Below are 21,732 nucleotides of genomic sequence, written 5' to 3' on the forward strand. Positions count from 1 at the left end.
CCCGCGGCGTCGCCGAGTTGCACGGTTCCGTCGAGCGTCGTGACCGCGTACGCCGCGCCCGCCCGGTCGCCGGCGGCGCCGTTGCGCGGCGCGCCCACGACCACCGCGGGGTCGCCCTCGCCGGTCGCGTCGGCCGCGACGTTCACCGACCAGCCCGCCTCGTCGCCGTCGCTCTCGCCGACGAACGTCGCGTCGGCGTCGGCGAGCGAGGAGGCGCTGCCCACCCGGTCGCCGTCGACCAGGTAGGCGCGGCCGGTGCCGTTGCGGGGCGACCCGACGACCACGTCGGCGGCGTCGCCGCCCGTCACGTCGGCGGCGGCGACCGACCACCCGGTCAGCGACCCGGCGTACGTACCGGCGAGTTTCGCGTCGGCGTCGGTGACCGGCATCGTCCCGGCGAGGTCGGCGCCGCCGTCGAAGACGTAGACGGCCCCGGCGTTGTTCGCGCCCTCGTCGTCGTGGGGCGCGCCGACGAGCAGGTCGTCGACCCCGTCGCCGTCGACGTCGGCGGCGTCGACGTCGTTGCCGACCCAGTGGCCCCACGACTGGCCGTCGACCCGCACGTCCGCGTCGGCGGCCGTGAGGTCGCCGGCGTCGACGGGGCCGTAGAAGACGAAGACGCTCCCCGAGCGCGGAGCGGTGGCGTTACGGAACGGCGCGCCGACGACCACGTCGTCCGTCCCGTCGCCGTTCAGGTCGCCGACGGCGGTGCCGAAGCCCATCTCGTCGTTCCCCTCGCCGGTGACCGTCACCGCGGCGGTCGAGAGGCTCCGGGTCCCGTCGAGCGGTTCGCCCGCGGGCAGCGACGCCGCCTCCGGCGTAGCCGTCGGCGAGCCGTCGTCGGGCGGCGACGCCGCCGTCTCGTCACTCCCGTCGGCGGTGCCGCCGTCCGCGTCGTCGCTCGGGTCGGCGGTCGTCGCCCCGTCGGGGGTGCCGTCGACCGTCGGTTCGACCGCCGGTTCGGTACCGTCTCCGCCGGAGTCGCCGAGGAGGACCAATCCACCGCCGATGACCGCGACGGCGACGACGACGACGGCGCCCACCGCGAGCGCCCACGTCCGCCCGTCGTCGCCGAACGCGTCGTCCAATCCGGACATGTAACTGGTACTCTACGGGGAACCCTTTAGTTCGGACTGTTCCGGTCGCCCGCGAGCCGCGATGGGTCAATCGGAGTCGGGCGTGAAGCGTACCGGCTCGGTTCCGACTCCAGCGGGTTCTTGTCGCTCGGGGGCGTTCGGCGAGGCGTGCAGGTGGCCATCATCACCGTCGGGGACGAGATACTGGCGGGCGACACGGAGAACACCAACGCCTCGTGGCTCGGCCGTCAGGTGACCGAGCGGGGCGCGACGGTCGCGCGCGTGCTCGTCGTCCCGGACGACACCGCGGTGATCGCCGACTACGTCCGGCGGTGGGTCGACGAGTTCGACGCCGTGGTCGTCACCGGGGGACTCGGCGGCACCCACGACGACGTGACGATGCGGGCCGTCGCGGACGCGTTCGACCGCGGACTGGTCGTCGACCCGGACGTCCTCGACGAGGTGACGGCGACCGCGAACGCGTTCGCCGAGCGGAACCCCGACCTCACCGACGCGTACGACCTCGACCTCGACCTCGAAGCGTGGGCGGAGATACCCGAGGGCGCGCGGCCGCTCGACAACGCCGCCGGACTCGCGCCGGGGTGCGTGCTCGACGGCGTCTACGTCCTCCCGGGCGTCCCCGAGGAGATGCGCGCGACGTTCGAACCGGTCGCCGACGAGTTCGGCGGCGACGCCGTCTCGGAGACGCTGTACACCCCGATGCCCGAGGGCGCGCTCTCGGGGACGCTCGCCGACCTCCCCGAGCGATTCGACGTGGCCCTCGGGAGCTACCCCGCCCCGACCGGGACGCCCGGCCGCGTGAAGGTCACCGGCAGCGACCCCGACGACGTGGCCGCGGCGGTCACGTGGCTCAGCGAGCGACTGGAGACGGTCGAGGAACCGGGCGAGCGGGCGTAGCCGCCGGTCCCGCGCGGCGTAACTATCGCGAACGATATCGGGCTGCAAACGGTTAACCCGGTTCCGTCCGTTCTCTCGCACATGTGGACCAGCCGAGCCAGCGGCGGCGCGGATTCACGTGCGCAGTCCGAGGTGATCGGCGTGGTCCTGCTGTTGGGACTCACGGCGGTCAGCCTCTCGGCCGTCGTGGTCGTCGGCGGGGAGGCGATCGACGCGACCCAGGATAGGGTGACGTTCGACGGCACCGAACTCGCCATGACGGAACTCGACTCGCGAGTCGCGCTGGTCGGTCTCGGGCAGGCGGAGTCGCGCCGGGTGTCGCTACCCGCCTCCCAGCGCGGCACCACCACCGTCGACGAGGACGCGGGCGAACTCCGCTTTACGGTCACGAACCGGTCGACCGGCGACACCGTACTCGACCGGACGGTCACCCTCGGGACGGTCCGCTACGAGCAGGACGGGCGGTCGCTCGCCTACCAGGGCGGCGGCGTGTGGCGGGTGTCCGACGGCGGCGCCGCGCGGATGGTGTCGCCCCCCGAGTTCCACTACCGGGCGGGCGGCGGCGGCCAACCCACGCTGACGCTGCCGGTCGTCACGGTGTCGGGCGACGCGACCGGCGACTCGTTCGTCGTCACCGCCAACGGGAGCGACCCGCTCTTCCCCCGGAGCGACGACCCCGCGCTGGGTAACCCGCTCGAATCCGGGCGCGTCGAGGTCACGGTCCGGAGCGACTACTACCGGGCGTGGGGGTCGTACCTCGAAACCCGGACCAGCGGGACCGTGACCTACGACCACGACGCGCGGAGCGTGACGCTGACGCTGGTCTCGCCGACCGAACCCCGGCGTCTCGACGACGCCATCGCCTCGGAGAGTCTGAACGTGGTGCTCGGCGGCGGCGCGACCGTCGACAGCTACAACTCCTCGGAGGCGCCGTACGCCGGCGACGACGGCACCTGTCCGGCCGGGACCGACGCGACCGTCTACGTCAAGGAGGACCTCGAAGTCAGCGGCGGGTCGGTCGTCTGCGGCGACATGTACGTCGACGGCGACCTCGCGGTCGGCGGCGGCATCACGGTCCGGGGCGACCTCGTGGTCAACGGCGACCTGAGCTTCGGCGGCGGCTCCGGCACGGTCGACGCCGACGCCATCGTCGTCGACGGCGGGCTGGATCTGGGCGGCGGCGTCACGCTCGCGAGCGACACGGTGGTCGTCCGCGACAGCGTCTCCGAGGACGGCGGCGTCACCGTCACGTCGAACGTGAACGTCGCGGTCGGCGGGGAGTACCTCTCGGGGTCCGGCGACTTCGAGGGTACCGCCCGCGTCCGCGGCGACTTCGTCCCCGCGGACGGCCAGTACGTCGGGGGGACGGTCAGGACCGCCGGCGAGTACGCCGACGACGGGGTGTGGCCCGACGACGACGACGCGACGATCGTCGAGGGCGCCGTCCCGCCCGACCTGAGCCGACTCGACCGCGCGCGGACCATCGGCGAACCCAACTTCGAGCCGATCGACAACCGGATCGCGAGCACGCTCGACGACGTGGAGAACGACAGCGACGCGGACGACCACCTCGACGACATCGAGTCGGGGAGTTGCTGGGGGGAGACCTGCACGCTGTCGGCGGGCCGCTACTACCTCGACCGGGTGGACGTCGGCGGGAACGTCGTGGTGAACACCACCGACGGCCCGGTCACGCTCGCGGTCCGGAACGACTTCGACGTCGGCAGCGACGGGATCGAAGTGGTCGGGGACAACCCCGTCGAGGTGTACGTCGGCGGCGACGTGCGCGTCGGCGGCGGCGGCGACCTCGTCACCGCGTCCGGCCGGGGCGACCAGGTGCGGATCTACGGCGGTTCGGGGTCGACCTACTCGGTCGGGAGCGGGTCGCGGGTGTACGGCGTCCTCTACGCGCCGGGCAACGAGGAGATAACGCTGGGCAGCGGCGCGGAGTTGTACGGCGCGGTGGTGGGGACGGTGAGCAGGGTGTCGGGCGACGCCGCCATCCACTACGACTACGCGCTCGCCGACCAGCCCGCGATCGACGGCGACTCCGACCAGCACCCCCACCTCACCTACGTCCACGTCAGCGTCAACCGCGTCGAGATCGACGACGACTGACGACGACAGGGGTCACTCCTCGTAGGCGACGGTCACGCGTGTCTCGGTCACGACCACCACCTCGGTCTGGTAGCTACACCGCACGGTCGCGTTCGCGACCGAACACGTCGTCGGCGTCAGGTCGTCGAGCGTCCGCTTCCACGCGCCGACCCGCCGGGGGTCGGTCTCGACTTCGATGGTGACGGTCGAGAGACTCCGGTTGACCGCGGCGTCGCGACTGACGCGGTCGGCCCGGACGAGCACGACGCCCGACCCGCCGCGCTGTGGGCCGGTGCCGGTCACCTCGACCAGCGGGACGACCGTGCGCTCGCGGGTCGCGACGACCGGCGGCGCGCGGACGGTCGCGCTCCCGCCCCGCTCGGTCCGGAACACCGCACCTCCCTCGTAGACGAGTTGGGCGTCGTCCGTGGTGTACGTGAGCGCGGTCGTCGACACCTGTCCCGTCCCCCGCCCCACCACCTTGCCGTCGGCCTTCACCGTGATCATCGTCCCCTCGTCGAAGCCGAGGCGGGCGTCCGCGAGTCGGATCTCGGTCGCGCGGCCCGGCGCGTCGCCGACCGCGATGTCGTCGAGGTTCTCCGCGAGCACGTCGAACGCGCGTTCGGCGTTCGACACCTGCTCGACCGACCGCGCGTCCTGAAGCCCCGACACGCCGAACACCACCACCGTCCCGGTCGTGAGCACGATCAACGAGAAGACGAACACGAAGCCGAGCACGTCGCTGACCCCGCGGTCGCGCTCGCGACGGTCGTCGGCAGCGGGCGGTTTCACACGCATCTACCCGTCCCCCCGCTGGAACTCGACCCGGAGCGGCCCGCCGCCGTCGTACCGAACGTGGACGGTCCCGCCGGGGAGGCCCTCGGCGGGCGCGACCCCGACGCGGGTCGAAAGCGGCACCCGGACCGACACCTCGACCGCCGCCGCGCGGAACACCAGCGCCGTGCGGTTTCTCCCGCCCGCGTCGGGAGCGTCGACGACCGACACCGCGTACGTCGACCCCGCGACCCGGTTCGGGAGTCGGATCTCGACGTCGACCTCCCCGCCCGACGAGGCGGCGGCGAGGCGGTCGGCGTCGCCGACCGCGCCCGCGAGGCGTTCGGCGTGGACCCGCAGCCCCTCGGTCGTGGCGGCCGTGCGCTCGCCCTCGAGGTACGACCCGCCGCCGACCAGCAGCCCCGTGATCAGGATCGCGGAGATGCCGAGCGTGAGCACGTACCCCAGCGCGGTCGAGGACGCGCGCTCGTCGCCGCAGACGCCACAGCCGCCGCCCACGCCGACGCCGACGACGCCACTGCCCGCCGACGCCTCGCGCTCACCCATCGAACTCACCCGGCGCGACCGTGACGTTCGTGGCGTACCACACGTTCCGGTTCCGGTAGTTCACCCGGAGGTCGGCGGCGTAGACGCCCGCCGAGTAGAACGGCGACGCCGCGGCGTCCTCCCCCGCGAAGTTGCCCGCCTCGACCGGCCCGCCGACCGGGTCGCCAGCGCCCCTGCGCGCGACGAACCCGTACGTCCCGGTCGCGGCGTGCCCGTTGCGGTAGCCGACGGTGTACGGCTCGCTCGGCGAGAGGAACTCGAGCGCGGGCGCGTCGGTGCCGTTCACCGTCGCGTCCGCGAACGACACGGCGAGCGCCGTCCCCGGTCGACACGTCGCCGGAGTCGCGGTGCCGCCGGGGGAGAACGTCTTCACGCACGCGTGGGTGTCGTTGCGGTAGACGGTGACGGTCCAGACGCTCCCGGTGGCGTTCTCGAACCGCACCCCGAGCGCCGCGTCGCGCAGCGCCGACCCGTCGGCGACGGTGGCGTCCGAGAGCGCCGAGTCGGGTTCGACGGCCGCCTCGTACGCCCGAACCCGAGCGTCGGTCACGAGCGTCCAGTCGCCCGACGCGTTGGCCTCGTCGCCGGCGGGGACGAGCGCCCGCGAGGCGTTCGTCTGGCCGGCGTACGTCCCGGGCGTGGTCGCGGTCACCGTCACGTCGCCGACCGCGTTCCGGTACGCGAGGTGGCGGTCGGCGACCGCGCGCCACTCGACTACCCGCGCCGCGAGCGCGTCGGCCGCGGTGTCGTTCGTCGACTCCCGGCTCACCTCCCGGACCGCGTCGGCGGCCGCCGCGGTCGCCTGTCGGTCGTACGCGAGGGCCGGCCCGGCGTGGGTGCCGTCGTCGCGGGTCGCGACCGCGCCGGCGTAGATGACGGAGTTGAGCACCACCGCGAGGACGACGAACGTGGTCGCGAGCGCGAGCGCACCCACGACGAACAGTTGCGCGCGGTCCCGCCCTCCCGCCGCCCGGCTCAGATCCGCCACAGCACCACCTCGATCTCGAACACGCCGTACAGCCCCGAGTCGGGCGCCGCGTCGGGTGCGAAGTACGACCCGCTCGCGTCACCGAGTCGGGGGCCGGTCGCGTTCCCCGCGGGGTCGAGCAGGCGGTCGTCGTCGCGGAGCGTGACCAGCCGCGTCGCCACCGTGGCGTGTTCGGTCGGTTCGCCCATGCTCACGAGCCCGACGCTCGCGTCGCTGGTGTTCCACGACGAGAGGCTGTCGTTCTCGCCGGGCACGACGTAGCGGACGTTGACGTTGTACGCGACCCCGCGGTCGAGGAACACCTCGTCGAGCGCGGTCCCGAACGCGGTCGGCGGCCCGCCGCCGGTGTAGCCACCGCCGGTCGCGCCGTGGAACCGGCCGGCGTCGGGGTCCCAGTAGCGCAGCGTGCGCGCGAGGCTGCCGTTGGCCGCCTCGGCCGCGAGCAGGCTCTCGGCCTCGTACGCCTGCTGGTTCTCGATGTGCTGGTTGGACGTGCTGCCCGTGAGCGGGGTGACGGCCGCGATCTGGAGTGCGAACGCCACCCCCGAGAGCATGACAAGCCCCGCGGCGACCGCCTCCAGGGTGTGCGCCTGTGCGCGCACGGTCACCACACCCTCACGACGAGGCGGACGCTCCGGCCGTCGAGGAAGACGACCCGCCGGGCGGTGGTCGCGTCGGCGCCCGCGTGCGGGCTGGCCGGCGTCGACAGTCGTACGCTGTCCGGTGTGATCTCCGGGAACGCCGACGTGTCGAGCCGAACCGCGCCGGCGTCGCGCGGGCGCCCCTCGATCGACACGTCGACCCGGTCGGCCGTCCCGAGCGCCGCCGCGGGCGAGTCGGCCGCCCCGAACGCGCACGCCGCGGGCGGGGCGGTGTCGTTCCTGAACGTCTCGAAGAACGCGGCGGTACAGACCGGGTCGAGCACCGCGGGGTCGGCGGGGTCGCCGAGCAGCCCGCCCGCGAGTTCGTCCGCCAGCCGGTCGGCGGTCGGCGACCCCGCCTCGTCGCCGAACGGGACGAACAGCTGTCCGCTGAAGCTCACGGCGAACGCGACCGCGAGCAGGAAGATGCCCGCGCCGACCGCGTAGTCGGTCGTGATCTGCGCCCGGGTCGACCGCTCCGCGTGCGACGCTCGCTCCGCGTGCGCCGTCCGCTCGGTCCGCTCGGGTCGGTGCTCGGTCGTTTCCTGCCGTCCGGGGACGCCGGCATCGCCCGCCGTCTCCCGCCCGCTCGACGCGTCCGCTCCGCCCGGCCCGGTCGGGGCCGCCGACCCGACCCGCGGTGTGCGGCTCACGCCACCACCACCCAGACGCCGAGCGCGACGGTGAGCAGCACGACGACGAACTTGACGCCCGAGACGATGTCGGCGCTCCGGATGTACCCCGCGACCAGCCCCGACACGACCGCCTGGAGCGTGACCGCGTGGAAGAACAGCGCCGAGAGCTGGTCCACGTCGACGTTCCCCGCGAACCCGCCGCTGGCGACCCCACCGCCAGCGCCGCCGGCGGCCGCCGTCCCGCCCCCGCCCGCGCCGCCGGTCAGCCCCGTCAGCACGTCGAGGAACTTCAGCTTCAGGATCGCCATCACGGCCAACAGCGTGAGGTACGTCATCAGGATGATCGCCACCTGCATCCGGGTGCGCGACTTCCGCTCGCGGTCGATGTCGTCCTGGTTCTCGCTGGCCTGCGCCGCGGTGGTCAACACGTCCGTGATCTGGCTCGACGCCTCCTGCGCCTCCGAGATGAGCTTCACCGTCCGCGCGAGCCGCGGGATGCGGTAGGCGTTGTTGAACTCGACGAGCGCCTCCCGGAGGCTCATCCCGTAGTTCACCTTGGCGTACATCACCTCGAACTCCGCCGCCAGCCGGCCCGAGGAGGTGTCGGCGACCGTCTCGACCGACTCGAGCAGCGTCTGGCCGGTGTCGTTCGCCGACGAGAGCTTCCGGAGCGTGTCCGAGAGCTTGTTCGTGACCCCGCCGCGGCGGTGCTGGTGCCAGCTGTGGAACGCCGCCAGCGGGATCAGCGTGACGTACGCCGGGACGTACACCCACGCGAACGTCCCCCACACGGGGTTGGCGACGAAGCCGTCCCACGACAGCGGCGCCGACCCCGACAGCACCGCGAACCCGACGAGTACGAGCGCCGCGGGGGCGGTGAGCGCGAGCGTGTACGACGGGTTCTCCCGGAGGAACACGTGCGGCGCCCGCAGCAGTTCCGCCGTCTTGTGCGTCCCCTCCCGGCTCCGGATCCGGTCGAACACGCCGAACGACCCGACGAACGACTCGACCAGCCCGAGGTGGAGGAGGCCCTCGCGTTGGCTCTCGGCGAACCGCTCGTCGACGCCCGAGGGGTCGAGGACGCCGTCGCCGGGTTCGTCCTGTTTCACCGTCGAGACCAACACGAGGAAGCCGACGCCGATCAGCGGCGTGAGGAGGTACACCGTCGCGAACAGGAGGAACGGGTCGCCCTTCCCCATCATCGCCATGATGACGAGGATGATGATCAACAGGAGCGGGAACAGCGACAGCGTCATGTACATCTCGCCGAACAGTTCGAGCGTCTCTAAGGTCAGCTCCTGCTGCTGTTTGGCCGTCCGGAGGTGTTTGTCCTTCTTGTCCTTGAGAAACTGCTCCATGTCCCCCCCGGAGTTGATGATCGACAGCATGTCGGTGAGGAACTGCGAGAGTTCGTCGCTCGGCGTCTCGATCGCCTGCTCGCGCACCGCGTTCCGGTAGTCGGTGCCGAAGTACTGCGTCTCGTGGACGATACTCTGGAACTCGCGGGCCACCTCGCCGTACGTGTCGTCCGCCTCGGCCATCGCCTCCAGTATCTCCAACTGGTTCAGCCCGCCCACCGACAGCGCGTACATGAACGACACCGCGTCCGACAGCAGCATGTTGATCTCCCGCTCGCGGGCGCTCGCCCGCTGATAGGGGATCGCCAACAGCGTACCGAAGCCGAGCCCGAACCCGACGCCGCCGAAGACGGCGCCGCTGAGTAGCACGCCCACCGGCATCGTGAGACTCCGGAGCAGTCGCGCGGTCTCCACCGACGACACCGGGATGCCGAGTCCGACCGCCTCCGGCGAGACGACCCCCAACGCGAACAGGGCGTAGCCGAGCAGGCTCCCGCAGAGCCACAACAGCCCGCCGACCAGCACCCCGACCCCGAGCGCGCGCGAGACGTACAACTCGACGGGCTGGCTCATCCGCGCCTCGGTGAGTTTCTCCTCGATGCCCGCGACGAAGTCGCCGTCGGTGTCGAACAGCCGCCGGAACAGCGGGTAGAAGGCGTCCGCGAACCCCTGCGCGCTCCCGAACCCGCCCTCGGTGTCGAGGCTCATCTACGACTCACCCGTCCCCTCCGCGTCGCCGACCCCCCACTCGTCGCCCGCGTCGGCGGCGGCGTCATCGTCGTCGGTGTCATCGTCGTCGGTGCTATCGTCAGCGGCGTCATCGTCGGCGGCGCCGTTCGACGGGACCCCGCCGTCCGACCCGGGGCCGTCCGCCGCCGCGCCGGGGTCGTCACCGTCACTCGTGTCGTCGGGGTCGTCGAAGTCGTCGATGCCGGCGAACGGGTCGTCGCCCCCGTCGGCGGCGGTTCCGTCCCCGCGGGTGTCGGCGTCGGCGGCGGCGTCGCCGCTCCCGTCGTCCGCGCTCCCATCCGCGGCGTCGGCGGGGCTATCCTCCGATCCGACGCCGCTCCCAGTTCCGTCGGCCGGGTCCGCCAGGTCCGCCCCGGCGCCGGCCTCGGCCTCGACGCTCGCGGACGAGGCGGGGATGTCGAGGGCGTCGGCCACGCCGGCGGGTGCGGCGGCGCGGTGCTCGTCGAACAGCGGTTCCGCCTCGTCGAGGATACCGCCCACGTGGTCGAGCATCTCGTCGCTCGCCTCCGGCCGGGGGACCATCGCCTCCTCGTCGGGGTCGACGTCGATCAGCACCGACTCCATCTCGCGGAGGTCCTCGAGGCTGGTCTCCAGCCCGTCGGTCGCCATCAGCCCCACGATGGTCTCGGGGTCGTTGATGAACGCCTGCAGCGTCGCGGCCACCTGCGTGTACGTGTTCAGCCCGCGGTCGATCAGGTACGCGAGTACGGCCTGCCGCATCAGCATCTCCTCTTCGAGCGTCTCGCGGGTCCACCCGCGGTCGAACTGGATCTCCCGTAGCGTGTTCGACTCGCCCATCTTCAGGAACTCGTCGGTCTCGGCCTGCCACTGGTAGACGTCTTGGACGTTGATCTCGTCGTTCTCGGCGTCGTAGTGGTTGATCTCCGTGAGCGACTTGTTCCGGCGGACCTTCCGCCCCCGCACCCGGGTCGCCGACTGGATGGAGACCAGGTCGAGCGCGGTGAACATCGTCTTCGAGACGTTGATCGGGTCGGTGGTGAACCGCTTGAGCACCTCCCCCACGTTGTCGGCGTGGAACGTCGTGTACGTGGTGTGGCCCGTCGACATCACCTGAAACAGGGTTCGCCCCTCCTCGCCGCGCACCTCGCCCATCACGATGTAGTCGGGCCGCTGGCGGAGCGCGGCCTCCAGCAGGTCGAACTCGTCGACGTCGCCCTTGTCGTCCTCGGAGAAGGAGGGGCGCGTCACCGAGGCGATCCAGTTGCGCTGGGGGAGTTCCACCTCGCGGGTGTCCTCGATCGAGACGATCTTCGAGTTCGAGGGGATGAACAGCGACACCGCGTTGAGACTCGTCGTCTTCCCCGAGGCGGTGCCGCCCGCGAACAGGAGGCTCTTGTCGTTTTCGATGCAGAGCCAGATGAACGCCATCTCCTCCAGCGAGAAGGTGTTCCAGTTGATCAGGTCGATCGGCGTGAAGGGGACGTCCTTGAACTGCCGGATCGTGTAGTTGGTGCCGTGGTCCGACACCTCCCGGCCGAGCGTCAACTGCGCGCGCGACCCGTCCGGCAGCGTCGCGTCGACCTGCGGGCGGCGCTTGGAGATTCCTTTGCCCGACCGCTGGGCGAGTTTGACCACGAAGTCGTCGAGTTCGTCCTCGCCGTGGTAGACGTTCGAGATGATCTGCTCGTACTCGGAGTGGTAGACGAAGACGGGGCTGTCGTAGCCGTCACACGAGACGTCCTCGACGTTGATGTCGTGTTTGATCCCGTCGATCCGCTCGTAGCCGACGAAGTCGCGTTCGAGGTAGTACAGCAGTTTCTCGACGGCGTACTCGGTGAGCGTGTCGGGGTCCTCCGCGAGCACCGCGGGTTCGGGGCGGGCCGCGATGCCCTCTAGCCCGCCCTCGGTTCGGGGCGTCCAGTAGCCGAGCGCGCGCACCAGTCGGGCGGCGGCGTCGTCGCCGTCGGGGTCGACGTCGAGTACGCCACGTTCGCGGAGCGCGTCCGCGACCCGGTTGCCGAGACCGGTCCCGTCGGGCCGGTCGTAGAGGTCGTACCGGTCGAGCAGCGCGTACGTCTCTTCGCGGATGACGCTCCGGCGGTGGCTCTCGTCGCCGGCGACCACCCCCTCGTCGGCGTACTTGATCGCCGAGCGGAGTTTCCCCTCGAAGAACTCGCTCAACTCCGTCTCGACCCGGTTGAGCGCCGGTTCGACCACGTAGTACTTCTTCTCGTTCTCCTTACTGGAGTGGAAGACGATCACGAACGAGTACGGCTCGTTCACCCAGTAGCGCTCCACCTCCTCGAAGTGGGTCTTCTTCGGGATCGGCACCGCCTTCTCTAAGTCGTAGCGGTTGGTGAGCGTCGTCTCGCCGTCGGCGTCCGAGAAGAACTCGTCCTCGTCGACGTCGGCTGCGACGTTCACCGTCCGCTCGTCGACCACCGCGTCGAGTTCGGGCGCGCGGTCGCTGAGGTGGCCCAACACCGACTCGACCGCGTCGGGGTCGAACCCCAGCGCCTCCGTCCTGTCCTCGTGGGTGAACGACAGCGGTTCGTCCTCCTCGTCGGTCGGGGGGTTCCCCTCCTCGTCGAGGAAGTACTCGCGCTCGTAGTCGTCCCACGTGTAGATGTCCTTCCACACCGGCGTCTCGTCGTACGCCAACAGCGGCGAGGCGTCCGCGATGTCCGCCCCCGTCGCACCCGCCGCGCCGACCCGGTCGGCGAGTCCCGAGAGGTCCGTCCCGAGGTACTCCGCGGGGTCGACCCCGACGGCGTCGAGGTCCTCGTCGGTCACCGGCCGTCGGCCGGGCGTCGCCGTGGGGTCGTCCTCGTCGGGCGGGAGGCGGATGCGATCGGCCAACGCGTCCGCCGCGTCCGTCTCACCCCGGTCGCGGAGGAAGTCGACCCAGGTGTACGTCTCCGCGTCCGCCCCGTCCCCGACGCCGTCCGCCCCGTCCCCGACGCCGTCCGCCCCGTCCCCGACGACGTCCGCCCGGTCGTCGTCGTCGCCGTCGGTGTGGCCGGCGTCCCCCTCGGCCCCACCAGACCGCGACGCTTCCGCGTCGTCGGTTGTCATTACGGCTACCGACTCCCGCGACGACCTTCAACCGTGCCATCAAACTCTCCGATATGATAACTGCGGCGTCAGCGGGCTGTCGGTCGCCGGGTCCGCACTCCGAGCGGCGTTCACACTCCCCGACGACCGCAGTGGGACGGGCCGAACGACGGACCGCGTAGCGGTCGGCAGACGAAGGGTCGGCGCCGCGTCTAGCTTTCGATCGCTTAGTTGTGAGCGCGCAGAGCCGGGGATCGCTAGCGAAAAACGACAAGAAGGAGCCACCCCTATATCAACCCGCGATGACACTTCAGGATACGCTCTCGGAGATCGACCACCTGGACGACGAACAGCGCGAGTGCATCGAGAACTGCTTCGAGGCCGCCGCAGCCTGCGAGTGGTGCGCCGACGCGTGCGCCGGCGAGGGCGAGGGGATGGCGGAGTGCATCCGACTCTGTCGCGACGTCGCCGACCACGCCTCGCTGCACGCGCGGTTCATGGCGCGCGACTCCGGCTACAGTTCGAAGATGGCCGAAGACTGCGCCGAACTCTGTCAGGAGTGCGCCGACGAGTGCAGCCAGCACGACAACGACCACTGTCAGCTCTGTGCGGACGTGCTCGAAGAGTGCGCCGAGAGCTGTCGGTCGATGGCCGCCTGAGGCGGGGAGCCGTCGCGGTCCGCCCGGCGTCGACACCGCTCGTCTGACACCCCAGTTTTTTCGCCCGATCCCGATCCGACGCGCTCAGCCTCGCAGCTCGCCGACGTCGCCGGTGACGGTCGTCCCCACGAGGTCGCCGAGCGGCGCGCGAACCCGGTACTCGGGCGTCTCGACGCGGATGGTCGAGTCGGCCGTCACGTCGGTGAAGCGGAGTTCGAGATGGTACTCGCCCGCGTCGTCGATGGCGGTCGCCTCCCGCTGGCCCGTCGGCTCGTGTCGCGCCCACGCCGTCTCGCCCGCGTGGGCGGCGTCGGTCACGCCGCTGATCTCGCGTAGCTCGGGGCGAACGTCGACGTTCGCGCCCGCGACCGGGTATCCGCGGTCCGTCCACTCCCAGAACCCCTCGTCGATGACGTACACCTCCTCGTAGCCGTCGTCGATCAGCGTCGACGCCCGGAGCGACGAGAGGTGGTGGGGACAGCCGCAGTAGCAGACGATACGCGCGTCGGTCGGCCACTCCGCGACCGGGTCCGAGGGCCGCCCGTCGGGCGCGGGACTCCACACCGCCCCCTCGACGTGCGACCGGTCGTACGCCCGTTCGCCGCGCGCGTCGGCGAACCGCGCGGCGTCGTCCTCGTACCACTCGTGTACGGTGTCGACCGGCACCAGCGGGACTCCCGTCCCCTCGACCGTGATCCGCTCGAACCCGCCGTCGCTCGTCTCCTCCGAATCCGACGTTCCCGACCCGCCGAGACAGCCGCCGAGGAGGGTGACGCTCCCGGCCGCGAACGACCGCCGCGTCGTGCGCTTCCATCCCATCTCCGGGTCGTTACGCGCGGGCGCCGAAGAGTGTTCGCGTGGCGGCGGTGCCGAAACCACTCTAGCTACGGTACCGCGAGCGAGGCCGAAGGCCGAGCGAGGAGGCCCCCGCTAAAAGTGGTCGACGGGCGCGACGGGAGTCACGCGAGCGAACGTAGTGAGCGAGTGTGACCCAGCGAGACCGACGGTCTCGCGGAGTCGGGGCCGTGAGCGACCGGAGGGAGCGAACGGGCGCGACGGGATTCGAACCCGCGATCTAGAGGTTAGGAACCTCTCGCCGTATCCCCTTGGCCACACGCCCCACTACCGGGTGTGAGGCGGCGATAGAAAAGCGGACCGGAGCGCGTCGAGACGGGTCAGTTCCGCTCGGTCTCGGTTTCGGTCGCGGTGTCGGTCGCCGTGCCCGCGCCCGCGGTGCCCGTCTCGTCGCGGTCGTTGAGGTCGCCGACGGTCTCCTCTTGCATGTCCTCGAGTTCGTCCTCGATCTCCTCGCGACCCTTCTTGAACTCCCCCATCGCCTGCCCCGTCGAGCGTGCGAGCTTCGGGATCTTGTTCGCCCCGAACAGTAGGATGAGGACGAACAGGATGATGAGCATCTCCGGCCCGCCCGGGATCGCCCCGAACAGGAGTGCTGTGGTGTCCATCTCTACTCCCGCCTAACCGGCTGGTAATTATAGGCTTTTTGGACCGCGGGGTTTCGGGTGTTCGAGCGCTATCGCGGGTGAAATCGGCCGGACACGACGATATTTGGTCCGATCCGAGCGGCGGCCCGGCCGTCCGTCGACGGTCGCCGACGCCGCCGCCGGCCCCACGTGGTAGCAAAGCCATAAGTAGGTGGATGGAGAGCGTCCGGTTGGATGATAGACACCCTCCTCACCGCGATGGCGGACCCGACGCGGCGGCGCGTACTGGGTCGGCTCGAACCGCTCGACGCGGGGCGGACACTCGCGGTCGACGACCTGTTCGACGACGGCGACGACGACGCCGACCGACTCCGCCTCCGGCACGTCCACCTCCCGAAACTGGCCGAGGCCGACCTGGTCGACTGGGACCGCGAGGCGGCCCGCATCGGGGTCGGAGCCGACTTCGAGCGGGCGTTGCCGCTGCTCCGGGCCGCCCGGGAGGTCGAAACCGGCGTCGGCCCCGGCGCGGGCGCGGCGTCCGAGTCGGGCCGTGCGGGGCGGTGAGTTCGGCCCGTACGGGGCGTGTGAGTCCCGGTGTCGCGCGCCCGCGGCGGCGCTCGCCGTCCCGAGAGACGTGGGGTAAGGGCTTTTGCGGGTCGCCGCCGTGGGCTGAGATATGAGTAACTCCGACGAGGCGCAGACCGTAGAGGAGTCGACCCCCCGGGAGTACGACCCGAACGCGGAGCACGCCTTCCCGGACCACCGGCTCAACGACGTACTCGACGCGCTGTTGTCGGACGCCGAGGTGACCGCGTACCTCCGTGCGCAGAACGTGAACGCGGTCGAGCGCAAGGGGTACAACGACCACGGCGCCAAACACATCAGCATCGTCCGGAACCGCGCGCTCCGACTGTACGACCTGCTCAAGCGGGGGAACGTCGAGTTCAACGGCGCGACCCAGCAGGGGCTCGACGAGGCGGACGAACCGGTGATAATCGCGCTCGCGGCGACGCTCCACGACATCGGCCACGTGGTCCACCGCGACGACCACGCCTACTACTCGATCCCGCTCGCGGCGGACGTACTCGACCGGTTCCTCGCGCAGTTTTACGACATCGACAACCAGGTGCGCGTGAAGGCGGAGGTGCTCCACGCCATCCTCTGTCACCACACCGAGGAGGACCCGCTGACCCGCGAGGCGGGCGTCATCCGCGTCGCGGACGCGCTCGACATGGAGCGGGGCCGCTCGCGGATGCCCTACGAGAAGGGCGGGCGCGGCATCAACACCCTCTCCTCGCAGGCGATCCGGAACGTCGAACTCAAACCCGGCGAGGACGAGGACGCCCCCGTCCTCGTCGACATCGAGATGGTGAACGCGGCGGGCGTCTACCAGGTGGACAGCCTGCTGAAGGCGAAGCTCCGCAACTCGCTCATCGAAGACTACGTGCGTATCGTCGCGATCAACACCAAGGCCGACGACCAACTCGTCGAGCGGATCGAGCTGTAGCGGTTCCCCTCCCCGTCGGCCGTTCACACCCTGTACGGGGCGAATCACTCCGGAACGGCCGGCTTTATACCGCGCGGTCGTGTTTCGATACGTAACACAGTGGCTGGGTTCGGAAGTTCGATCGGTCTGCTCAAGGACAGGGAGTTCGGCGCGCTCGCGGGGACGGCGTTCGCACGGAGCCAGGCGTACTCGACGCTGCTGCTCGCGCTCTCGCTGTACGCGGAGCTGTTCGGGACCACCGGGTTCGTCGAGGGGCTGTTCGGGACGGGGTTCGCCGCGGTCCAGTTGGTGATCGTCCTCCCGCTGGGACGGAAGATAGACACCGGGAACGCGAAACACTGGCTGCTCGCGGGGCTGGCGCTCAACGTTGTCGTGTTCGTGGGGTTCGTCTTCGTCGACAGCGCGGTCCACGTCGTCCTGATCCGGATGGTTCAGGGGCTGGGCGCGAGCATCCTCTGGATCACGGGGTCGACGGTGATCGGCACCATCTCCCCCGACGGCGAGAACGGCCGGTGGCTGGGGTCGTACAACCAGGTCGCCGCCTTCTCGAGTCTCGCCGGCGACTTCGTCGGCGGCTACCTGCTGTACGCCGAGGGCTTTACGTTCACGTACGTCGTGCTCTCGGGGGTCACCATCCTCGCGTTCGTCCTGGTGTTCGTCCACCTCCGTGACGACCCCGGCGGCGGGACCGAGGCGGACGCGGGCGGCGGGGTCGAGACGTTCCGCGCGCTGTTGCGGCTCCCGATGATCCGCGCGCTGGTGCTGTTTCGGCTGGCCTTCTCGGTGGGCAAGATGGCGGTCATCATCTTCCTGCCCATCCTCGCGAAGACCGAGTTCGGTATCAACGTGTTCGCGGTCGGGTGGATCCTCGCGGGCGGGAAGCTGACGAAGGCGCTCACGCAGGGGTACGTCGGCGACCTCTCCGACAGGGTGGGGGAGAAACAGTACTTCGTCGTGGTCGGGGCGCTACTGTACGGGGTCGGCACCGCGCTCATCCCGTTCAGCTACTACTTCGAGGGGACGCTCGACCCGTTCCGGTTCGTCATGTTCGGCGACCGGATGGTGCTCGGCGGCGCGTTCTTCTCGCTGTTCGTGGCGTACATGGTGCTCGGGATCGCCGACAGTATCCGCCTGCCCGCGAGCATGTCGCTGTTCGTCGAGGAGGGCGAGCGGTACGACTCCGTCGCTTCGTCGATGAGCCTCCGCTCCATCTCGTGGAAGATCGGACAGGTCGCCGGCCCGCTCACCGTCGGACTGATCATCGACTACGTCTCGGTGAGCGCGGCGTTCTACACCGCCGCCGGGTTCATCATCGTCGCCTCGGGCGTCTTCTGGGTCGTCTTCTCGCGGGCGTCGGCCCGCGAGGCGGCCGGACCCGTGACCGCCGACGACTGACCGCCGTCGCCCTCGCGTCCGCACGTCGCGGCCGTCGTCGACCGGTCGACCGCGACCCGCGTCGGTGTCATCCGGACCGACGCCACGCCGAAGTGGCCGACCGCGTCGGCTGTCCCCGTCAGTCCTGTCGAATCGCGCGAATCGTCGGGGGGAGACCGGACAGATCCGGGGGGCAAAACCAGTAGCTTCACGTCGTCCGCGCCGGTCGAACGGACGAACCCTCCATGGCGGACCCACTCGGAGCGCTGCGCGACTCGCTGACGCCGAGTCTCGGCACCTACGTCGACTACCGGACCAGCCTGGGGTTCGTCGGGTCCATCCTCAAGTACATGGCCGTCGCGCCGCTGTTCCCGGCCGTCGTCGCGCTCTACTACGGGGAGACGCCGCTCCCGTTCGTGCTGACGGCCGCCGTCATGGGCGGGGGCGGTCTCGCGCTCGAACGGCTCCGGTCGGGGCCGGAACTCGGCGACCGCGAGGCGTTCCTCCTGGTCAGTCTCACCTGGCTCGTCCTCCCGCTGGTCGGGACGCTCCCGTACCTGATCGCCGGCAACGGGACCGTCGCCCACCCCGTCAACGCGCTGTTCGAGAGCATGAGCGGCTTCACCACCACCGGCGCGACGGTCCTCGGCGAGATCTCCTTCGAGCGCCACTCGCGGGCGATGATGATGTGGCGACAGCTCACCCAGTGGCTCGGCGGGATGGGGATCCTCGTGCTCATGGTGGCGATCCTGCCGGAACTCTCGGTCGGCGGCGCGCAGGTGATGAACCAGGAGGCGCCCGGCGTCGCGATGGAGAAGCTCACGCCGCGCATCCGCGACACCGCCCGCGCGCTGTGGACCATCTACGCCGCGTTCACCGTCGCCGCCGCGGTGGCGTACTACGCGCTCGGACTCCTCGGGCTGGCGGACATGAGCTTCTACAACGCGGTCGCGCACGCGCTGACGACGCTGCCGACCGGCGGGTTCTCCCCCGAAGGGCGCAGCGCGGAGGCGTTCTCGCCGGCCATCCAGTGGACGATGGTCCTGTTCATGGTCGTCGCCGGAACCAACTTCGCGCTGTTCTGGTACGCGCTCTCGGGCAAACCCGAGCGGCTGTTCGGCGACGGCGAGTTCCGCGCGTACCTCCGGGCGATGGCGGTCGTCAGCGTCGTCCTCGGCGTCCTGCTGTTCACCGGCGCCGGCCTGGCGAGGACGCCCGAGAACGTCGGCCCGATCGTGGGGAACCTCGAAGGGGCGGCGCGGCAGGCGGCGTTCCAGACGGCCGCCATCGTCACGACGACCGGGTACGCCAGCATGGACTTCAACCTCTGGGGGGAGTCGACCCAACTCCTGTTGCTGTTCGCGATGTTCCTCGGCGGCTCCGCGGGGTCGGCGGCCGGGTCGGTCAAGATCGTCCGGTGGTACACGATCCGGAAGACGATGGCGCGGGAACTGTTCACGTCGGTCCACCCGGACGCGGTCCGCCCCGTCCGGTTCAACGGCGACCCCGTCGACGAGGGGACGATCCGGAGCGTGTTCGTGTTCACGATGCTGTTCGTCGTCATCTTCGTGTTCGCGACGGTCGCCATCTACGTCGACAGCCTCCGGGTCGGACTCGACATCTCGGCCATCGAGGCGGTCAGCGCCTCGATCGCCACGCTCGGCAACGTCGGTCCCGGCGTCGGCATCGTCGGGCCGATGAACAACTTCGAGCGGTTCCCCGCGACCACGAAACTGTTCATGACCGGGCTGATGTGGATCGGTCGACTGGAGATCCTCTCGGTACTCGTGATCCTCACGCCGTCGTACTGGCGGCGGTGAGCGGCGACGGCGGCGTCGCCGCTCGGCGTTCCCGGGACGCCGCCGACGCGGACGGGTTCGAGGACCCGCTGATGGAACTGCCCGGCGTCGGCTCGACGTACGCCAAGCGGCTCCGGTCTGCGGGCTACGACTCGGTCGACGAACTCGCGGGAACCGACCCGGCGACCCTCGCCGACGAGACGGGCGCGACCGAGACGCGGACCGCCGAGTGGGTCGACCACGCGACAGACGAACGCGACGGGGCCTGACGCGACCACGCCGTCGTCCACCGGCGGGCGGTCGAACCCCTCCGTGTCGATTTTCGCCTCACGTCGTTCGAAAGAAGATGCGCCGGCCGGGATTTGAACCCGGGTCGTTGGCTTGGAAGGCCAAAGTCATACCAGCTAGACCACCAGCGCACGTCGGTCGGTCACACGACGGGTCGCACCCGCGCGGGCCGACGCCGAACGACGGGCGGTGCTTGCCCGAGCGGGAATAAGGGCGTTTCGCTCTCCCCGTCGGCGCTCGCCGCCGACCGGTCGGGGCGAGCCGCGACGCCTCCCGCGGGCTACTCCTCGTCCCAGTCGAGCGACGGGATGATCTTCCGGCCGGTCGCCCGTTCGAGCGCCCGCGCCCCCCAGTACGCGACCAGCGGGCCGAGCAGCAACGCGATGAACGCGCCGGTGAGTATGCCCATCGGTGTCATCGTGTGGTCCCCCCGACGAAACCGCCCCTCGATAGTGTTCCGGTCGGCGCCCGCCGGCGTGCCGTCGGCCGCGACACCCCTCTCCCGTCTCGACGCGACCGACGCGGGGTCGGTCGAGTCGGGTCCGGGCGTCAGTCGTCGGCGACCGTCTCGCTCTCCCCGTCGCTCCCGCTCGCCTCCTCGGCCCGCGGCCCGGCGGCGTGACCCGGGTGGGCGACGGCCGTCGCGAGCAGGTCCGGCGAGATGGCGGGCACCTCGTCGGTCCCGACGGGGCCCGCCGCCTCTATCTCCTCGACCGACCGCGGGAACGCGCGGAGGTCCATGTGGAGCGCGATGCCCGCCTTCGCCCCCTCGCCCATCGCCACCGGGATCTGGTTGTGGCCGGGCGTGAGGTCGCCGACCGCGTAGACGCCGTCGACGCTGGTCCGGCCGTGGTCGTCGACCGCGACCGTGCCGTCGTCGTTGCGGTCGAGTTCGAGCGCGTCCGCCAGGTCCGCGTTGTAGTTCGACCCGTACATCGGGAAGCCGCCGCGGTACTCGCGGACGGTGCCGTCCTCGAACTCGAACGACTCCAGCCAGCCCTCGTCGTCCTTGTTCATCCCGGCTATCTCGTCGTCGATCACGTCGACCGGGTGGGCGTCGAGCATCGCCGCGGTCTCGTCGCTCCACGTCGGCTCCGCCCCGCGGGTGAGCAGGTCCACCTCGCCGGTGACGTTGAGCATGATCATCGCGACGTACGCGGCCGAGTCGCCCGTCCCCATCACGAACACGGGTTCGTCGACGAACATGTACGCATCACAGTGGAGACAGTAGTGCAGCCCCCGCCCCGTCGGCGGCAGCGGCGGGTCGGGCCGCTCGTCCGAAAAGCCCGTCGCGAGCACGACCCGGCGGGAGGTGTGAGCGTCGCCGTCGACCGACACGCGGAACCCGCCCGCTCCGTCGTCGCCCGCCCCCTCGCTCCCCGCGTCGTCGAGCGGTTCGACGTCGTCGACGAACGCCTGCCGGTAGTCGGCGCCGTACTCGCGCACCTGCCGCTGGGCGGTCTGGAGGAACTCGGCGCCGGTGGTGTCCTCGGTGACGCCGACGACGTTGTGGGTGTCGCGCATCATCGCCGCGCGCCCGCCGCCGCGGTTGACGACGGCCGTGTCGAGTCCGAGTCGCGTGGCGTACAGCGCCGCGGTCAGCCCGGCCGGGCCGCCCCCGACGACGGTCACGTCGTAGTCGAGTTCGTCGAACTCCGCCGACTGCTCGGTCATGGTGCGTACTCCGGTCCCGAGCGGATAAAAACGCGTCCGGTCGTGCGGCGGCGCCGACAGACCGGCCCTCGACGCGGCCACGCACCCGTGCGGCCCGCGTCACCTGGCTCGCCCGCGTCTCCCCTCCCGTTCGTGTCGTCCGTACCGCCCGCGTCGTCCATCCTGCCCGC

The 21,732-nt window shown here is 70.9% G+C and carries 20 protein-coding genes and 2 tRNA genes; 8 read left to right on the plus strand and 14 right to left on the minus strand.

Annotated elements, in window-relative coordinates; all coding sequences use genetic code 11:
* The coding region (locus tag K933_RS02785) for an integrin alpha (protein ID WP_200862277.1) at positions 1-1,097 on the minus strand (1,097 nt) is incomplete at its 3' end.
* A gap of 147 nt (positions 1,098-1,244) precedes the next feature.
* Here K933_RS02785 and K933_RS02790 point away from each other — a divergent pair.
* Complete coding sequence (locus tag K933_RS02790; RefSeq protein ID WP_023393162.1) at positions 1,245-1,994, plus strand: competence/damage-inducible protein A; 750 nt, start codon at positions 1,245-1,247, stop codon at positions 1,992-1,994.
* Between the two features lie 81 nt (positions 1,995-2,075).
* The gene (locus K933_RS02795; RefSeq protein ID WP_049947545.1) at positions 2,076-4,112 is read left to right on the plus strand and encodes a DUF7289 family protein; all 2,037 of its coding nucleotides are present in this window, start codon (positions 2,076-2,078) and stop codon (positions 4,110-4,112) included.
* Positions 4,113-4,124: 12 nt separating this feature from the next.
* Here K933_RS02795 and K933_RS02800 read toward each other — a convergent pair whose 3' ends face one another.
* From K933_RS02800 to K933_RS02830, 7 genes are read right to left on the minus strand one after another with little or no spacing between them, the layout of a single operon-like run.
* Positions 4,125-4,889: a DUF7289 family protein gene (locus tag K933_RS02800; RefSeq protein WP_023393164.1), complete on the minus strand. Its 765-nt coding sequence runs from the start codon at positions 4,887-4,889 to the stop codon at positions 4,125-4,127.
* Positions 4,890-5,432, minus strand: coding sequence for a DUF7266 family protein (locus K933_RS02805; RefSeq protein WP_023393165.1), 543 nt, complete (start codon positions 5,430-5,432; stop codon positions 4,890-4,892). It lies immediately after the preceding gene.
* On the minus strand, positions 5,425-6,420 hold the full coding sequence (locus K933_RS02810; RefSeq protein WP_023393166.1) for a hypothetical protein: 996 nt from the start codon (positions 6,418-6,420) through the stop codon (positions 5,425-5,427). Before K933_RS02810 ends, K933_RS02805 begins: the two co-directional genes overlap by 8 nt.
* Positions 6,408-7,031, minus strand: coding sequence for a DUF7288 family protein (locus tag K933_RS02815; protein WP_023393167.1), 624 nt, complete (start codon positions 7,029-7,031; stop codon positions 6,408-6,410). Before K933_RS02815 ends, K933_RS02810 begins: the two co-directional genes overlap by 13 nt.
* On the minus strand, positions 7,025-7,714 hold the full coding sequence (locus K933_RS02820) for a DUF7287 family protein (protein ID WP_023393168.1): 690 nt from the start codon (positions 7,712-7,714) through the stop codon (positions 7,025-7,027). Before K933_RS02820 ends, K933_RS02815 begins: the two co-directional genes overlap by 7 nt.
* A complete protein-coding gene (locus K933_RS02825; protein ID WP_023393169.1) occupies positions 7,711-9,762 on the minus strand; it encodes a type II secretion system F family protein in 2,052 nt (683 codons plus the stop codon). The genes K933_RS02820 and K933_RS02825 overlap by 4 nt, the downstream gene beginning before the upstream one ends.
* A complete protein-coding gene (locus tag K933_RS02830) occupies positions 9,763-12,840 on the minus strand; it encodes a type II/IV secretion system ATPase subunit (RefSeq protein ID WP_023393170.1) in 3,078 nt (1,025 codons plus the stop codon). It lies immediately after the preceding gene.
* A 281-nt stretch (positions 12,841-13,121) separates the two neighbouring features.
* On the opposite strand from K933_RS02830, the gene K933_RS02835 reads away from it, so the two are divergent.
* The gene (locus tag K933_RS02835; protein ID WP_023393171.1) at positions 13,122-13,478 is read left to right on the plus strand and encodes a four-helix bundle copper-binding protein; all 357 of its coding nucleotides are present in this window, start codon (positions 13,122-13,124) and stop codon (positions 13,476-13,478) included.
* An 84-nt stretch (positions 13,479-13,562) separates the two neighbouring features.
* Here K933_RS02835 and K933_RS02840 read toward each other — a convergent pair whose 3' ends face one another.
* From K933_RS02840 to tatA, 3 genes are all read right to left on the minus strand, one after another.
* Positions 13,563-14,297 carry a rhodanese-like domain-containing protein gene (locus tag K933_RS02840; protein ID WP_023393172.1) on the minus strand — a complete coding sequence of 245 codons (735 nt, stop codon included), beginning with the start codon at positions 14,295-14,297 and terminating at the stop codon, positions 13,563-13,565.
* Positions 14,298-14,525: 228 nt separating this feature from the next.
* Positions 14,526-14,598 (minus strand) — tRNA-Arg (locus K933_RS02845).
* A gap of 55 nt (positions 14,599-14,653) precedes the next feature.
* On the minus strand, positions 14,654-14,941 hold the full coding sequence (gene tatA / locus K933_RS02850; protein WP_023393173.1) for a twin-arginine translocase TatA/TatE family subunit: 288 nt from the start codon (positions 14,939-14,941) through the stop codon (positions 14,654-14,656).
* 213 nt (positions 14,942-15,154) lie between these two features.
* On the opposite strand from tatA, the gene K933_RS02855 reads away from it, so the two are divergent.
* The 5 genes from K933_RS02855 (at position 15,155) to K933_RS02875 (ending at position 19,869) form a co-directional block, all read left to right on the plus strand.
* Positions 15,155-15,484, plus strand: coding sequence for a hypothetical protein (locus tag K933_RS02855; protein WP_023393174.1), 330 nt, complete (start codon positions 15,155-15,157; stop codon positions 15,482-15,484).
* A gap of 112 nt (positions 15,485-15,596) precedes the next feature.
* Entirely contained in the window at positions 15,597-16,427 is an 831-nt protein-coding gene (locus K933_RS02860; protein WP_023393175.1) for an HD domain-containing protein, read from the plus strand.
* A 99-nt stretch (positions 16,428-16,526) separates the two neighbouring features.
* A complete protein-coding gene (locus K933_RS02865) occupies positions 16,527-17,822 on the plus strand; it encodes an MFS transporter (protein ID WP_023393176.1) in 1,296 nt (431 codons plus the stop codon).
* Positions 17,823-18,046: 224 nt separating this feature from the next.
* Positions 18,047-19,621, plus strand: coding sequence for a TrkH family potassium uptake protein (locus tag K933_RS02870; RefSeq protein ID WP_023393178.1), 1,575 nt, complete (start codon positions 18,047-18,049; stop codon positions 19,619-19,621).
* A complete protein-coding gene (locus tag K933_RS02875; protein ID WP_023393179.1) occupies positions 19,618-19,869 on the plus strand; it encodes a helix-hairpin-helix domain-containing protein in 252 nt (83 codons plus the stop codon). The genes K933_RS02870 and K933_RS02875 overlap by 4 nt, the downstream gene beginning before the upstream one ends.
* Positions 19,870-19,947: 78 nt before the next feature.
* Here K933_RS02875 and K933_RS02880 read toward each other — a convergent pair.
* The 3 genes from K933_RS02880 to K933_RS02885 all read right to left on the minus strand — a co-directional run bounded on the left by K933_RS02880 (position 19,948) and on the right by K933_RS02885 (position 21,562).
* Positions 19,948-20,019: transfer RNA gene (locus K933_RS02880), tRNA-Gly, on the minus strand.
* Positions 20,020-20,168: 149 nt separating this feature from the next.
* Positions 20,169-20,297 (minus strand): hypothetical protein, encoded by a 129-nt coding sequence (locus tag K933_RS19175; RefSeq protein ID WP_268744618.1) that lies wholly within the window; start codon positions 20,295-20,297, stop codon positions 20,169-20,171.
* 140 nt (positions 20,298-20,437) lie between these two features.
* Positions 20,438-21,562, minus strand: coding sequence for an NAD(P)/FAD-dependent oxidoreductase (locus tag K933_RS02885; protein ID WP_023393180.1), 1,125 nt, complete (start codon positions 21,560-21,562; stop codon positions 20,438-20,440).
* Positions 21,563-21,732: the final 170 nt, after the last annotated feature.

It is taken from the genome of Candidatus Halobonum tyrrellensis G22 (assembly GCF_000495475.1).
GTDB lineage: Archaea > Halobacteriota > Halobacteria > Halobacteriales > Haloferacaceae > Halobonum > Halobonum tyrrellense.

What these genes read in the sequence shown, in the direction of transcription:
- K933_RS02795 (WP_049947545.1), top strand. Translation starts at nt 2,076, where the DNA reads ATGTGGACCAGCCGAGCCAGCGGCGGCGCGGATTCACGTGCGCAGTCC.
- K933_RS02800 (WP_023393164.1), bottom strand. Translation starts at nt 4,889, where the DNA reads ATGCGTGTGAAACCGCCCGCTGCCGACGACCGTCGCGAGCGCGACCGC.
- K933_RS02805 (WP_023393165.1), bottom strand. Translation starts at nt 5,432, where the DNA reads ATGGGTGAGCGCGAGGCGTCGGCGGGCAGTGGCGTCGTCGGCGTCGGC.
- K933_RS02825 (WP_023393169.1), bottom strand. Translation starts at nt 9,762, where the DNA reads ATGAGCCTCGACACCGAGGGCGGGTTCGGGAGCGCGCAGGGGTTCGCG.
- K933_RS02830 (WP_023393170.1), bottom strand. Translation starts at nt 12,840, where the DNA reads ATGACAACCGACGACGCGGAAGCGTCGCGGTCTGGTGGGGCCGAGGGG.
- K933_RS02835 (WP_023393171.1), top strand. Translation starts at nt 13,122, where the DNA reads ATGACACTTCAGGATACGCTCTCGGAGATCGACCACCTGGACGACGAA.
- K933_RS02840 (WP_023393172.1), bottom strand. Translation starts at nt 14,297, where the DNA reads ATGGGATGGAAGCGCACGACGCGGCGGTCGTTCGCGGCCGGGAGCGTC.
- tatA (WP_023393173.1), bottom strand. Translation starts at nt 14,941, where the DNA reads ATGGACACCACAGCACTCCTGTTCGGGGCGATCCCGGGCGGGCCGGAG.
- K933_RS02855 (WP_023393174.1), top strand. Translation starts at nt 15,155, where the DNA reads ATGATAGACACCCTCCTCACCGCGATGGCGGACCCGACGCGGCGGCGC.
- K933_RS02860 (WP_023393175.1), top strand. Translation starts at nt 15,597, where the DNA reads ATGAGTAACTCCGACGAGGCGCAGACCGTAGAGGAGTCGACCCCCCGG.
- K933_RS02870 (WP_023393178.1), top strand. Translation starts at nt 18,047, where the DNA reads ATGGCGGACCCACTCGGAGCGCTGCGCGACTCGCTGACGCCGAGTCTC.
- K933_RS19175 (WP_268744618.1), bottom strand. Translation starts at nt 20,297, where the DNA reads ATGGGCATACTCACCGGCGCGTTCATCGCGTTGCTGCTCGGCCCGCTG.
- K933_RS02885 (WP_023393180.1), bottom strand. Translation starts at nt 21,562, where the DNA reads ATGACCGAGCAGTCGGCGGAGTTCGACGAACTCGACTACGACGTGACC.